Source organism: Mycetohabitans sp. B2, assembly GCF_021733735.1.
In the GTDB taxonomy this organism is placed as follows: domain Bacteria; phylum Pseudomonadota; class Gammaproteobacteria; order Burkholderiales; family Burkholderiaceae; genus Mycetohabitans; species Mycetohabitans rhizoxinica.
The window spans coordinates 60,473-73,121 of sequence record NZ_JAHKSP010000016.1 but is presented as its reverse complement, the minus strand read 5'-3'; the positions used below and the strand labels follow the sequence as shown (position 1 = coordinate 73,121).

Annotated in this window: 13 protein-coding genes, 1 tRNA gene and 2 pseudogenes; 8 read left to right on the top strand and 8 right to left on the bottom strand. The window is 59.4% G+C overall.

Annotated features, from left to right (window positions below; translation table 11 throughout):
* The first annotated feature begins 43 nt into the window (after positions 1 to 43).
* Positions 44 to 319: a hypothetical protein gene (locus tag KPG66_RS03160; protein WP_013434523.1), complete on the top strand. Its 276-nt coding sequence runs from the start codon at positions 44 to 46 to the stop codon at positions 317 to 319.
* Positions 316 to 450: a hypothetical protein gene (locus tag KPG66_RS17530; RefSeq protein ID WP_272907019.1), complete on the top strand. Its 135-nt coding sequence runs from the start codon at positions 316 to 318 to the stop codon at positions 448 to 450. The genes KPG66_RS03160 and KPG66_RS17530 overlap by 4 nt, the downstream gene beginning before the upstream one ends.
* On the opposite strand, the gene KPG66_RS03155 is transcribed toward KPG66_RS17530, so the two are convergent.
* The 5 genes and pseudogenes from KPG66_RS03155 to pncB form a co-directional block, all read right to left on the bottom strand.
* Complete coding sequence (locus KPG66_RS03155; RefSeq protein ID WP_237069983.1) at positions 430 to 1,926, bottom strand: DNA recombination protein RmuC; 1,497 nt, start codon at positions 1,924 to 1,926, stop codon at positions 430 to 432. The genes KPG66_RS17530 and KPG66_RS03155 overlap by 21 nt on opposite strands.
* Positions 1,920 to 2,138: pseudogene (locus KPG66_RS03150) on the bottom strand (D-glycerate dehydrogenase); the annotation flags it as partial. The pseudogene KPG66_RS03150 and the gene KPG66_RS03155, both read right to left, overlap by 7 nt.
* A 139-nt stretch (positions 2,139 to 2,277) precedes the next feature.
* Positions 2,278 to 3,699: a sodium:proton antiporter gene (locus KPG66_RS03145; protein WP_237069982.1), complete on the bottom strand. Its 1,422-nt coding sequence runs from the start codon at positions 3,697 to 3,699 to the stop codon at positions 2,278 to 2,280.
* Between the two features lie 23 nt (positions 3,700 to 3,722).
* On the bottom strand, positions 3,723 to 4,385 hold the full coding sequence (locus KPG66_RS03140) for a LutC/YkgG family protein (protein WP_237069981.1): 663 nt from the start codon (positions 4,383 to 4,385) through the stop codon (positions 3,723 to 3,725).
* A gap of 205 nt (positions 4,386 to 4,590) precedes the next feature.
* The gene (pncB, locus tag KPG66_RS03135) at positions 4,591 to 5,784 is read right to left on the bottom strand and encodes a nicotinate phosphoribosyltransferase (protein WP_237069980.1); all 1,194 of its coding nucleotides are present in this window, start codon (positions 5,782 to 5,784) and stop codon (positions 4,591 to 4,593) included.
* Positions 5,785 to 6,056: 272 nt separating this feature from the next.
* Here pncB and fdxA point away from each other — a divergent pair, with 272 nt between their 5' ends.
* From fdxA to KPG66_RS03110, 5 genes and pseudogenes are all read left to right on the top strand, one after another.
* Entirely contained in the window at positions 6,057 to 6,380 is a 324-nt protein-coding gene (gene fdxA, locus KPG66_RS03130; RefSeq protein WP_041753157.1) for a ferredoxin FdxA, read from the top strand.
* Between the two features lie 106 nt (positions 6,381 to 6,486).
* A tRNA-Asn gene (locus KPG66_RS03125) sits at positions 6,487 to 6,562 on the top strand.
* Positions 6,563 to 7,339: 777 nt separating this feature from the next.
* Complete coding sequence (locus KPG66_RS03120) at positions 7,340 to 7,930, top strand: hypothetical protein (protein WP_237069978.1); 591 nt, start codon at positions 7,340 to 7,342, stop codon at positions 7,928 to 7,930.
* On the top strand, positions 7,927 to 8,697 hold the full coding sequence (locus tag KPG66_RS03115; RefSeq protein WP_237069977.1) for a hypothetical protein: 771 nt from the start codon (positions 7,927 to 7,929) through the stop codon (positions 8,695 to 8,697). Before KPG66_RS03120 ends, KPG66_RS03115 begins: the two co-directional genes overlap by 4 nt.
* Positions 8,698 to 8,805: 108 nt before the next feature.
* Positions 8,806 to 9,786: pseudogene (locus KPG66_RS03110) on the top strand (transposase); the annotation flags it as partial.
* Between the two features lie 387 nt (positions 9,787 to 10,173).
* On the opposite strand, the gene KPG66_RS03100 reads toward KPG66_RS03110, so the two are convergent.
* Positions 10,174 to 10,422, bottom strand: coding sequence for a hypothetical protein (locus KPG66_RS03100; protein WP_237070069.1), 249 nt, complete (start codon positions 10,420 to 10,422; stop codon positions 10,174 to 10,176).
* A gap of 552 nt (positions 10,423 to 10,974) precedes the next feature.
* Here KPG66_RS03100 and KPG66_RS03095 point away from each other — a divergent pair.
* Positions 10,975 to 11,451 (top strand): CreA family protein, encoded by a 477-nt coding sequence (locus KPG66_RS03095; protein WP_442929408.1) that lies wholly within the window; start codon positions 10,975 to 10,977, stop codon positions 11,449 to 11,451.
* A gap of 238 nt (positions 11,452 to 11,689) precedes the next feature.
* On the opposite strand, the gene KPG66_RS03090 is transcribed toward KPG66_RS03095, so the two are convergent.
* Together KPG66_RS03090 and KPG66_RS03085 are read right to left on the bottom strand one after the other, a co-directional pair.
* Positions 11,690 to 11,887 (bottom strand): hypothetical protein, encoded by a 198-nt coding sequence (locus KPG66_RS03090; RefSeq protein WP_237069974.1) that lies wholly within the window; start codon positions 11,885 to 11,887, stop codon positions 11,690 to 11,692.
* 202 nt (positions 11,888 to 12,089) lie between these two features.
* Positions 12,090 to 12,491 (bottom strand): hypothetical protein, encoded by a 402-nt coding sequence (locus tag KPG66_RS03085; protein WP_237069973.1) that lies wholly within the window; start codon positions 12,489 to 12,491, stop codon positions 12,090 to 12,092.
* Positions 12,492 to 12,649 lie beyond the last annotated feature (158 nt).

The window sequence follows — 12,649 nt, the reverse complement described above, 5'->3', positions numbered from 1 at the left end:
CCCCGCGCGACCCTTTATCGCGAATGAGCGCCGACGCTTCGATATGAAAAAACAAATCTCGTACATTGCCCCGGGGCAAACCGCCAAAGCGCTGATCTTCGTGTACCTAACCTTCAGCGTGCCGATCGTCCTGCTCGGCGTGCTAGTGGCATTCGTGCGCTATGGCTCTGTCGAACTGTCGACGGTGTTCAGCGCGTTGATACTCAACGCCGTGCTTGGCTTCATCCTGCTATGGATCGCCTGCCACGCATACAACTGGGTGGCATCGCGCTTCGGCGGCATCGAGATCATGCTCTCCGATGCACCGGAGGAGGCATGACTTCGCCATTGGCCACGCTGTCGGACGACACGACGCCCCGCCATGCAACACCGGCCAGCGTGTCCGCGGTGCACGCACTGATCTACGGTCGCTGCCAGGGCCGCACCCGCTTATTCGCTACTGTCGTCTAGCGTCGCTTGCGCTTGCCCGTCATCGCCCAACAGTTCGGCAGCCTGCTCGCCAGATAGCGCCTCGACGTCGCGCAGCTTCTTGTGCATTTGCCGTGTCCGGGTCTCGGCCAGTTCGATAGACCGGGCAACGGTCGCAAGCTGGTTCTTCGTTTTCGCCAGGACGTCGCCGAACTTGCCGAACTCCGTCTTCACCGCGCCGAGTACCTGCCATACTTCGCTCGAGCGCTTTTCGATCGCCAGCGTACGAAAACCCATCTGCAAGCTGTTCAGCAACGCAGTCAGCGTGGTGGGTCCGGCAATCGTGACCCGATAGTCGCGCTGTAATGCATCGGTCAGCCCAGGCCGGCGCAGGACTTCCGCATAGAGTCCCTCGGTCGGCAGGAATAAAAGGGCAAAGTCCGTCGTATGCGGCGGCGACACATACTTGTCTGCAATTGCCTTGGCCTCCAACCTGATACGCGTTTCCAGCGCGCGGGCCGCCTCCTCGACGCCAAGAGGGTCAGCCCGATCTTGTGCGTCGATCAACCGCTCGTAGTCCTCACGCGGGAATTTCGCATCGATCGGCAGCCATACCGGCTGCGCATTGCGGTGCTCGCTTTCGCCCCGGCCCGGTAGCCGAATCGCGAATTCGACGCGCTCGCTGCTGCGCGGCACCGTCGCCACATTCTTCGCATATTGATCGGGCGTGAGCATCTGCTCGAGCAGCGCCTCGAGCTGAACCTCGCCCCAGGTACCGCGCGTCTTGACATTGGTCAACACCTTCTTCAGGTCGCCGACGCCCGCAGCGAGCGTCTGCATCTCGCCCAAGCCACGATGGACCTGCTCGAGCCGGTCCGACACCAACTTGAACGATTCACCCAGGCGCTGCTCCAGCGTGGCATGAAGCTTTTCATCGACAATGCGCCGCATCTCATCGAGCTTGGCCGCATTGTTCGCCTCGATATCCTTGAGCTTTTGCTCGAGCGTCGCCCGCACTTCGGCAAGACGCCGCTCGTTGCTCTCCGACAGCACGGCCAATTGCTGGTTCAGCGTATCGCCGAATCGCTTCAATGCAGCAGCCTGCTCCTCGCGCGCATGTTGCGCCTGCTGTTGGCCGGACAAGCGAAACGCATCGAGCTGCTGCGCATTGCTCTGCGTCAGTTTGGCCAGTTGCTGCGCGAAGCCGTCAATCTGGTTGTTTTGCACCGTAGCGATACTCGCGAGTTGCGCCGCGAGCGCCTGTTGTAATTGCGCGACGCCGGCGCCAGCATCGGCGCGCGACACGCGGGCGCTGTCGATCAGCTCCGCGCGCAACTCGCGCTCCAGCCTTTCCTGGGAGCGCGCGTACGTGTCGCCCAGTTCGCCTACCCGCTGCGTGAGCGCTTGCAGCGATGCCTCGGTCGCGTTGCCGGCATCGCGTTGCCGCATCGCGGCCGCGACAACGAGCAGCGCGGCGGCCAATACGGCCACTGCGACGGCTAGGATAATCGTCAGCATGCGTGCACTGCCCCCAGCACGTCAGGGTTGTTCGGTGTCAGCGGGTGATCGGCTTGCGGGCCGCAGCCAAGCGCTGCGATCAAATGATCGGCCGCCCGTGCCACCACCGCCCGCCGCGTCGTCTCGATCGCGCTTGCCATGTGGGGCGTCAACACCACGTTGGGCACTTGCAACAAGTCCGGATGCACGTTTGGCTCGCCGTCGAACACATCGCGCGTGAATAAATGGCCATCGCAATTCATATTGACATCGAAATACTGCTCAAGCGTTTCGAGTACGTCCGGGAAGATCATCCGCGCCACCCAAACCTCCTGCTTCATCACCGTTCCAGTCCAAGTTTGCGTCCGGCACTCAATGCCAGAAAAAGAGCCATGTCGTCATCGCGAATACCGGCAACAGTACGCAGGCCGACCATCCAATGAAGCCGAAAAAGCTCGGCATGCGCACACCGCGCGACTCGGCAATGGCCTTGACCATGAAGTTCGGCGCGTTGCCAATGTACGTATTCGCTCCCATGAATACCGCGCCAGCGGAAATCGCCGCGAGTGTCGACGCACCGGAGGTCATCAACGTCTGCGCGTCGCCGCCCGCGATGTTGAAAAACACCAGGTAGGTCGGCGCATTGTCCAGGAACGATGACAACAACCCTGTCACCCAGAAATACAGGGGTACGGTGGCTTGGCCGTCCTGCAGCGTCCACTGCACCGCGTCGGCGAACGCGCCCCGCTGTCCGGCATGCAGCATCGCGATTACCGGTGCAATCGTCACGAAGATGCCGGCGAAGAGCTTGGCGACCTCATCGATTGGCGCCCAGCTAAAGCCATTGCCATCGCGCGCGGAGGATGGCGTCACGCGCAGCGACACGAACAGCACGACCAACAGTCCGGCGTCACGGAGCATGTTTTGCAACTGGACTGGCACGCCGAAAACGTCGAATTGCACGCGAGGTTTCCAGACGCCGCTTATCAGCACCAGGACGATGATGCACGCCAGCAGTGCGAAGTTCACTTTGCCGTCGATCGCAACGCCGCGCAAGTCCGGTGTCAGCTTCACCCGCGCCGGCCCCGGGTTGCCGTCACGCCTGAAATAATAGCTATCCAGCACGTAGAACACCGACAGCACCGTGGCGGTGACGAACAGGGCCGGCAACGCCAAATGCACAGTTGTCCAGAAAAAATCGACACCGTTCAGGAAGCCGAGAAACAATGGCGGATCGCCGAGCGGTGACAACGCGCCGCCCGCATTCGCGACCAGGAAAATAAAGAACACCACCACATGCGCAGCATGCCGGCGATTGTCATTGGCCCGCAACAACGGCCGGATCAGCAGCATCGCCGCGCCCGTCGTTCCCATGATGCTTGCTAGCAGCGTGCCAAGCGCAATCAGACCAGTATTGAGCGCGGGTGATCCATGTAGATTGCCGCGCACGCAGATGCCGCCGGCCACCGTATACAGCGCGGCCAGCAACACGATAAACGGCACATACTCAGCAATTGCGGCATGGGCGAGCGACGCAAGTGCTGCGCCGGCGCCGAACGACGCGGCGAACGGCACCAGGAAGGCCAGCGCCCAAGCCGCCGCGATTTTGCCGAAATGGCGGTGCCAGAACGTCGGAGCCAGCAGCGGCAGCAACGCGATCGACAGCAGCATGCCAGCAAACGGCAGCGCCCAATGCAGGCCTAGTTGCGAGCCATCGACGTCGGCCGCGCACGCGGCAAGCGGAATACAGGCGAGTACTACACCCGCCGGCAGAAAGGCAAAAAACCTCGTCATATGTCGTATTAGAAAAACAGGAATCACGCGTCACGCACAACGACTGCATGAACGCGATAAGGACCATGCGCACCTAGCACAATGGTTTGTTCGATGTCGCCGGTACGCGACGGACCTGAAATGAAGTTGACCGCGCGCGGCAATTCGCCGCGCTCGGCACGCATCAAGGCAAACGCGTCCTCGAGGCCGCCGACGACGCGCGACGCCGGCACGATTGCAATATGCGTCTGCGGCAACAGGCCCGCCGACACGAACTCGTCCTCGCCCGACAACAGCGCTAGCGTACCGGTCTCGGCCACCGCGCAAAAGCACCCGGTAATGCCGGTCAAGTCGCCGTCGCGCGGCATCCTGAATTCGAGTTGGCAGCCGACATCCGCCCATCCGTAATCAGCGAGCGCGGGCCACGCGACTGCGGTCGTGGCAAGCTTGTGCTCGTGCAGATAGGCCGCCACCGCAGCCGGCACCTGCTGCGGCCCATCGACGCACGCGACACTGGTCGCCATCTTGCGCGATTGCGTGACGAACAACTCGACGAGATCGCCTGGCAGATCAGGACGCGGGCCGACCGGGTGCCGCGCCAGATAGTCGGTGAGCGCCTCGCGCTCGGCCGCCGCCGGCAGCGCCGGCCGGCGCTGCGCCGCGCGGATGCGAGCAATGATGTTACGGCGAGCCGCCGAAGTGTCCATGGAGCGATCCTCTGATAGCGCGTTGGCCACGCCTGCGCGCAGATTATACCGGCGGGCGCAGCGCAGCCATTGGCCGGATGGCCATCGGCGACCCCGATGGCCGTGGTGGCATCCAGCCTGCAGCGGGACGCCACCTGCGCCACGCAGAGCGATGCGACCACGGGGCGCCGCGTACGTGCCGCTGCGCGTGCCGGCCTCACCTGGTTCAGTGGCCCGCCTCCAACGGCGTGTCGATCTCGAACACCTGCCGCAAGTACGCGATGTACGCGGGATCGTCGCACATGTTTTTGCCCGGCGAGTCGGACAATTTCGCAACGGGCTGGCCATTGCAGCGGACCATTTTCATCACGATCTGCAGCGGCGGATAGCCCAGGTCGTTGGTCAGGTTGGTGCCCACGCCAAATGCCAGTTTGCAGCGGCCGCGAAAACGCTCGTACAGTTGCAACACCTTCGGGATATCAAGTGCATCGGAAAAGACCAGGATCTTGGTGCGGGGATCGCAGCGATTCAACTCGTAGTGCTTCAATAGCTGCTCACCCCATTCGAACGGGTCTCCCGAATCGTGCCGCGCGCCGTCGAACAGCTTGCAGAAGTACATATCGAAATCGCGCAGGAACGCCTTCATGCCGTAGACGTCGGACAACGCAATGCCAAGATCGCCGCGATATTCCTTGGCCCACCTCTCAAAACCGAAGATCTGCGAATCGCGCAGCCGCGGCCCCAGCGCCTGGCACGCCTGCAGGTACTCGTGCGCCATCGTGCCAAGTGGCGTCAACCCGTGCTTCATCGCGTAATAGACATTGCTGGTGCCGGCAAACTGCTCGCCAAGCCCCGCCATCAGCGTCAGGATGACCTCCTCGTGCCACTGCTTCGAAAAGCGTCGCCGCGTGCCGTAGTCGGCAATCTTGCAATCGGCGTAGTCGGGCCTCGCGCCGAGCATCGCCATCTTGTCAATCAGCCGCTCACGTCCCTCGTGGTATGCCGGCGAGCGCTGCGTATTGCGGAAATAGACCTCGTTGACGATCGCCAGTACCGGGATTTCGAACAGAATCGTATGCAGCCACGGCCCGCGCACAACGATCTCGATCTCACCATTGGCCTTCGGCGACGGCCAGACGTGAATGTACTTCTCATTGAGTTGGAACAGCGCAAGGAAGTCAACGAAGTCGCTCTTAATAAAGCGCAACTGGCGCAAATAGTCGAGCTCGTCGTCGGTGAAACGCAACTGGCACAGGCGACCGATCTGCTCCCGGATCTCGTCCACATAGGGCACCAGGTCGATGCCGCGCGTGCGGCAACGGAACCGGTATTCGACGCTGGCGGCAGGAAAATGATGCAGCACGACCTGCATCATCGTGAATTTGTAGAGATCGGTATCGAGTAACGAAGTGATGATCATGGTCGCATAGCCAGGCACAAGCCGGAAGCTCGGACGCGCCGCGGCCGTTTGACGCGACACCTCCTGCTAAAGTTAGCGTAAGCGAGGCCGCGGCACGTACGCAGCAAACCGCGCGTCGCATATAAAGACATCACCAAAGTGTATAACAGCCTCGGGCGGGGGGCAGCGAAGCGGCGACGCGGTGCGCTACAATAACTGTTTTGCAAAATGGTGGCGTCCCTGGCTTCATTGCGCGCCCACATCGCTATACACAGAGTGCAGGAGCTTCATCAATGACTCACGTTGTGACCGAAAGCTGCATCAAGTGCCGCTATACTGACTGTGTCGACGTATGCCCAGTGGACTGCTTTCGCGAAGGTCCGAACTTCCTCGCGATCGACCCGGACGAGTGCATCGATTGCGCAGTTTGCGTAGCGGAATGCCCGGTCAATGCGATCTATGCGGAAGAAGACGTCCCCGGCGACCAGCAACAATTCATCCAACTGAACGCGGAACTGGCGAAGGACTGGCCCAGCATCACACGGACTAAGCCTCCTCTGCCGGACGCGGTGGAATGGAAAGACGTGAAAGACAAGCTGAAGCTGCTCGAGCGATGAGCAGGGCGCGCGCGCCGGGTTCGTCGATAATCCATGACACCACGCTTCGACGCGCCACCTGTTGACAAGACGATAAGACGCCGATAGAATTCCACTTCTCTGCTGTTCCCCGATAGCTCAGTCGGTAGAGCGCCGGACTGTTAATCCGTAGGTCCCTGGTTCGAGCCCAGGTCGGGGAGCCAAAAAATCAATCAAAAAGCCCAGCCTTCGAGGTTGGGCTTTTTGCTTTCTGGTCTCCATGTAGGCACCCTGTAGGCATTCCCGGTCAACGCGGCGGGGCCGGAAAATTAAAGTCCGTGATTGGCAATCCGTTTCGCTTTGGCGCAGGTAGGAAAAACCGACATAGGGTCGGTCTTGGCGCGACATCCCGCCCTGACCCGCGTCCATCAAGCGGCAGTTACGTTCAACGAGTTGGCGATGGTTTTCCGGCAGACATAATTTTGCTCAGCTGCCATTACGCCGTTTGACTCCCTTGAATCAATTTTTCATATTGTGAAAAATTGTGGGCCTGTGGCTGTTTTTGCTGTTTTCAGCGCTGTTTTGGCGCGGGAAGCTTATCGAGCCCTCTTCAGGGCCATCTTCAATTTGAAGAAGGACCACCCTGTGAAAGGCAGTCCGGTAGTCTCTCCAAATTTGAGGGACCGCACTGACGCTAAACGATCGATACGTCCAGATGCTTGCCCAGTTGGCTGAACGCGCGCGTGGGCCAACTTCAGTGACTGACCGCCGTCAGCCCATGGGGCAAGTCGCAAGCCATGTGCCGCATGCAAAAATTCCACTGCCGTTTTTACCTTGATGTCGATGGGGTTATCCACGACGATCAAAGCGTCCTTGACATACCGTTTTCATAGAGTATGCTTTGCACAACGATTTCAAGAGTTTTAAGTGTCATCATTATGGCCGAGGGTTGCGGACCTTAATCCAATATCACTATATTAATTTTTATGGTGGGATAGGGTATGAAAAAACTATTTTTCTCGTGTACTATTTTCTTGCTTGCATCCCAAGCATACGCCATCGGTTACTTCAGTCGAGCGTGTCGAGTCGACCAAATACCAGGTCCATTACGAGGCGTAGCAACAGAATTTTTTTACCTCTTAGGCGCGCCCTTATGGGTTAAAAATATTTTGGCTCAGCCAGATCTGAATCGATATTGGATTTTGGAATCGATTACAACCGATTACTTTCAATCCAGATATTATCTCTATGCAAAACAAACAATTACACAATGGCATACATGGGCAAATATTTCGGGGTGGATCGGGGCAATGACTCGAACGTCACCCTTTTATACTGAAGGGCTGCCTGTTTGGGGGCACAACAACAACGCCATGAGATTCGAGCACAATCGCCGGTTTCTTTATAGTGCTCGCGCAGGGTCACCTGAGATTGTTGAGAAAACCGAGTATATTCCTGGCGCTTCGCCGTACAGTAACCGATGGAGAGTCCAAGGCGAACACCGCTACTATGATCCTGAAAGAGGAAAAAATATCAAACTGGGCGAGTCTCTGGCTGAAGATTGTAACTTGAGTGTGGGGTGGTTGCCATGAAATCCATTTTTTTAGCTTTAACAGTGACTTTTTTCTGTGGACAGGTACAAGCCTATACAGCAAGCCCGGTACATAAGGCGAACACGGATAGAATAAGCCCGGTTCAGCCAGCAAGCAAAGCAGCGAATGGGGTGAGCAATACGCTACACCAAAGCGAAAAAGTAGTCAGCGACATGTGGGATGAAGTGGAAAACGCGAGCGCAGCACTGACTATTTCTAAAGACCCTACGCCCGAAGTGAGGGCAATGTTGTATCAGAACGTTTTGGAAAAAAATGACCAATTCAGGACGAATTTAAGTCCGCCTGAACGCCTCGGGTTAGTGCGTGAGGCTTACGCGCTGCTTCATCAAAAATTGAATATTAGGTCTGCCGGATCTCAAGGTCTTGCAGCAATCATCCAGCGCACTGATAATCTGAGAACGGTCGGTATGGAACTGCTGGGCCAACTGCCGGATGGCGGCAGACGAGGCTCTATCGTATTCAAAATGAAGAATGGAAAACTTGGTATGTTAAGCGTATGGGATTATGCAGCCGATGGCGGAAAGATCATACTTTACGCCGATTTCGCTCGTCAACGCGTCGGCCAAGCGCCAGCTATTCTTGCATTAGGCAAAGCGCCGAACGATGATCGACGCCTCTGGTCACTAGGATGGACAACTGATACCGAAGATTACGAATTGTACCTTGAAGATGCCAAAACTACAGAGCGTGACACCGAGTGGCAACCCGAGGAAATCATACAGTTTGCCGAACAATTGATGAATTAACCTTAGCACATTGCATGTACTCAATGCCAAATGGTGCATGTCTATTACCGGCTCATCCAGTGATGGCTGACCAAAAAACTGACGCACCATCTGGAAAGCAAAGTCGAGCAAGGTAAGGATGGCAATCATCGCAACGGGAGCCGCCCCAAGACGGTGATCACGCCCAGCGGCGAAATGAAGTTGGCTATCCCCCGTGCTCGGCAGGCCAGGTTCGAGCCACAGCGGGTGGGTAAATATTAGCGCCGGCTGCCCGGTTTTGACGATCACGTCATTAGCCTGTATGCGCGCGGCATGAGCGTGCGCGAGATCCAAGGCCATTTGCTAGAACTGTATGGCCTTCAGGTGTCACCCGATCTGATTTCGAGCTCACCGACGAAGTACTGGCCGAGGTCGAGCAGTGGCAACAGCGACCACTCGAGGCGATGTATCCGATCGTGTATTTTGACGCGCTTCGATTGAAGATCCGCGACGAAGGCACGGTCAAGAACAAGGCGGTGTATCCGGCTGCGCAAATTCAGACCTGCATTGTTCATCTGATCCGCAATTCGCTGAAGCTGGCCAGTTGGAAGGAGCGCCAGCCTCTGGCTGCCGCGATCAAGCCGATCTATCAGGCCGCCACGGCCGAGGCGGCGGAAGCGGCGCTCGACACTTTGGCACAGCGAGTGGGGCCGCAAATTCCCTACCGTCGCGGCCATGTGGCAGCGCCAATGGGAACAGGTCATACCCTTTTTCGCTTATCCGCCCCAGGTGCGTCGAATCGTATATACGAACGTCCTGCCCACCCGAAGTGCTCCCCGATGCCCCTGTCCCGGATGGTCGTACCATACGCCTAAAACTTCGCGGCGGGAACACGCGGGGCATCGGTTCATCATGCCAGTTACAAACGCTATCGAGAGCATGCACATGCAGTTGCGCAAGATCGTCAAGAACCGCGGCTACTTCCCAAGCGACGAAGCGGTCAGCAAACTACTGTATCTGGCCTTGCGCAACATCGAAAAGGACTGGAAGATGCCACCTATCACCTGGCAGCAAGCCGCCAATCAGTTCGCGATCCTGTTCGGCGAACGATTCACTTGCGCCATCAGCTGAGATTTTTTAACCGACCTCAGCACACAGAATCTATGGTCGCCCCCTAACCGGTTGGCTACGGAAACCTGCGACTATATGTGCTCCAATTGAATCGGGCTGGTTAAGGCCCACGGTGCTATCAATGACTTGTCACCGGCAGCACCTGTGCACAGGTTTGCTCAGCCATGCCGACATCTGCGAACCAGCGGCCGATGTTTGGATAACCCTACGCGCGGCGCACCACTAAGTATCTACCCACACGCCGCCCCGTACGGCTCACGCCGCCGTCCAGGTTGTCCACGCGTTATCCAGCGGTTTTCCACGGAGTTATGCACCGCGAACAGGCCAGTTATCCCCAGCTTACCCACAACTCACCAGGCTTACCGGTGATGCGGCGCGCTGATCGGCTCATTTGCCGCACTTCAGATTGCACGCATCGCCGGACGGATCGCCGCGATCGGCCCGCCGCCGCCGCTCGTCCGGCGAACCATGTTGGAACTTCGGGTCTGGCGCAGAAGCGGCAAACTGCATCTGCGGGTGCTCGTTGAAGCGAAACTGATCGCTCAGGATACCGCCCGGCACGCCAGGCTTGTTTTGTGCCCACGCTACAACTGGCAAGCTCAACGCGAGGGCCGCGACGCCCGTGCAGGCGAGCAGAGCGGCACTCGAGTGCCCGCGGCGCGGCGCACCACCAGGAGAAGGCTGACGCGGCGCACGCCGATACGGAAGCGGAACGTTGACGGAACAAAGCGACAATCGGTTGAACACACGCATGGTGGCAAACAAGAAAAATGGCGGTTTCGATCAGCGCCGCACGCATGGCATGACGTCGCATACTTATTAGGGTCCACATGCGCAGCGAACTGAGGCCATAGCGTAACGGAAGAACGGCGTCGCCGCTCCGTTGGCCAAAAACGCCGGGGCCGGTTTCACATTACACGAGGTTACTCGCGTCATCGGTGTCGATCGTTGCGACATTGGTGGTAAATTGAAAAATATACCCGTGCGCTGCCCGGGATCGCTAACTTGTTTCGGGTGACCATGACACCGTCCTGCCTTTCGATACCATGCCTTGCTTTGTCCCCCGCCCGACCGCCTGACGCCCCAAGGGCGGCGCGCACGGCGCCCGATCCAACCACCGCCGTCGCCGCTACACGGGTCCGCGCGCCGACCGCCGTGCGGGCGGACCTTGCGATGGCTTTGTCAAGCATCAAGCGAACGACAACGGGTGTCGCGCTGGGCGCCGCCGCACTGCTATGCTGGTGCGCAACGGCCAGCGCAGAAGAGATTGGCAGGGTCAATACGAATTTCCGGATTACCGGATCGGACCGGGTCGTGGTCGAAGCCTATGACGACCCAGCCGTCAACGGTGTCACTTGTTACGTGTCGCGCGCACGTACCGGCGGGGTTAAGGGCACGCTGGGCGTTGCCGAGGATCCGACCGAAACGTCGATCGCCTGCCGACAGGTTGCCGCCCTGCAATTCAAGGTACCACTGCCGCTGCAAGCCAACATCTTTTCGGAACGGATATCGCTGATCTTCAAAACATTGCATGTCGTGCGCGTGGTCGACCGCAAGCGTAATGCGCTGGTCTATCTGACCTACAGCGATCGCGTCGTGTCTGGCAGTGCGAAGAACAGCGTGACGGCTGTACCGGTGCAGGGTCAATCCATCCCGCTCAGATGACCCATGCCCGGTGCCGATCCTCCTGCGGCCGACACCGCGCGCTATTGGCACCGTCTCGCAGGCCAGCTGTACGAATCGAAGTAGTGCAGCCGTTGAGCCAAGATAAAGCACGTGCGTGGTGCATACACGTGCCGATCCCCGGGCGTCTGCTGAAAAGAGAAAAGTGCTGCGGCATGCCGACCTCCCCGCTCGTTGCCTCGGGTGGATCAAGCGTCAGTGCGATGAGGAGCCACTCCGCCTAGAAATAACGGGCGGCAAACTGCGCAAGTTGCGCAAGCTTGACCGTGCGGGCCGCCGCGTCGTCATAGTGGGACCGCAGCATCGGCTCGTACCAGCGGTGCGCCGCAGGCTTGTACCAGTGGCGCACCGCAATGAGCGCGCCGGGCCGGCCGCCGTGCTGCGCGCGCAAGCTGACGATCAGCGCGGCACTTGCCAACCACGCGCGGGCAGAATGCAGTCGGCCAATGTGCGCGACGGATCAAACGCCACCGCCAGCCCATCGAGGACAACGCCGCCGCCAGCCCATCGAGGACTCGTGCGGCAATCGCCGGGCCGATGCCGGGCCACTCCAAGGAGGTCGGCGCAGCAGGCGACGGGTTGGCGCGCACCGGCGACGGCGGCGCCACCCGCAACGCCGATCAGTTTTGCGCGCCCTTGTCGGCCGCCGCGCCACCCGTTTGCTCATTGAGCGTCTGGGCCGCGTCCCGCTTGGCCGCCTTGTGCTGTTGCTTGGCCGCCTTCAACTGGCTGTGGTACTCCTGCTTGAGCGCCTTTTTGTTGGCGCTGTACTCCGCGTTGGCCGCCGCTTCCGCATCGCGCTTCTGCACGAGCGGATCGACTGGGCCCGGTGCGACAATACGCTGGCCGGTGCCCGTGCCACCGCTGCCCGTCGTGGAATCCGCGCTGTGCGCGCCCACGCCAACGGCTACACCAACGGTCTCGCCGCCGCCTTGAACCGGCGCTTGCGCAAAGGCGGCAACAGTGGCGGCGGCCAGCGCAGCGCCCAGCGTGATACAACGGATTTGACGAATTGCAGTCATTGGATGCCTCCCTACGAAGTCGATCAATGAAACGGCGCAAGGCCGCATGGGCAACGACTCCCACGCGCCTGCCGACGTGCCCATGCGTGACAACCTGGCACAGCGTGCACGCATCGGACCTTTGAACTGACCCGCGCTACAGCGGGAGGTTCGCCACG

What these genes read in the sequence shown, in the direction of transcription:
- KPG66_RS03145 (WP_237069982.1), bottom strand. Translation starts at nt 3,699, where the DNA reads ATGACGAGGTTTTTTGCCTTTCTGCCGGCGGGTGTAGTACTCGCCTGT.
- KPG66_RS03155 (WP_237069983.1), bottom strand. Translation starts at nt 1,926, where the DNA reads ATGCTGACGATTATCCTAGCCGTCGCAGTGGCCGTATTGGCCGCCGCG.
- KPG66_RS03115 (WP_237069977.1), top strand. Translation starts at nt 7,927, where the DNA reads ATGAAATCCATTTTTTTAGCTTTAACAGTGACTTTTTTCTGTGGACAG.
- KPG66_RS03160 (WP_013434523.1), top strand. Translation starts at nt 44, where the DNA reads ATGAAAAAACAAATCTCGTACATTGCCCCGGGGCAAACCGCCAAAGCG.
- pncB (WP_237069980.1), bottom strand. Translation starts at nt 5,784, where the DNA reads ATGATCATCACTTCGTTACTCGATACCGATCTCTACAAATTCACGATG.
- KPG66_RS03140 (WP_237069981.1), bottom strand. Translation starts at nt 4,385, where the DNA reads ATGGACACTTCGGCGGCTCGCCGTAACATCATTGCTCGCATCCGCGCG.
- KPG66_RS03085 (WP_237069973.1), bottom strand. Translation starts at nt 12,491, where the DNA reads ATGACTGCAATTCGTCAAATCCGTTGTATCACGCTGGGCGCTGCGCTG.
- fdxA (WP_041753157.1), top strand. Translation starts at nt 6,057, where the DNA reads ATGACTCACGTTGTGACCGAAAGCTGCATCAAGTGCCGCTATACTGAC.
- KPG66_RS03120 (WP_237069978.1), top strand. Translation starts at nt 7,340, where the DNA reads ATGAAAAAACTATTTTTCTCGTGTACTATTTTCTTGCTTGCATCCCAA.
- KPG66_RS17530 (WP_272907019.1), top strand. Translation starts at nt 316, where the DNA reads ATGACTTCGCCATTGGCCACGCTGTCGGACGACACGACGCCCCGCCAT.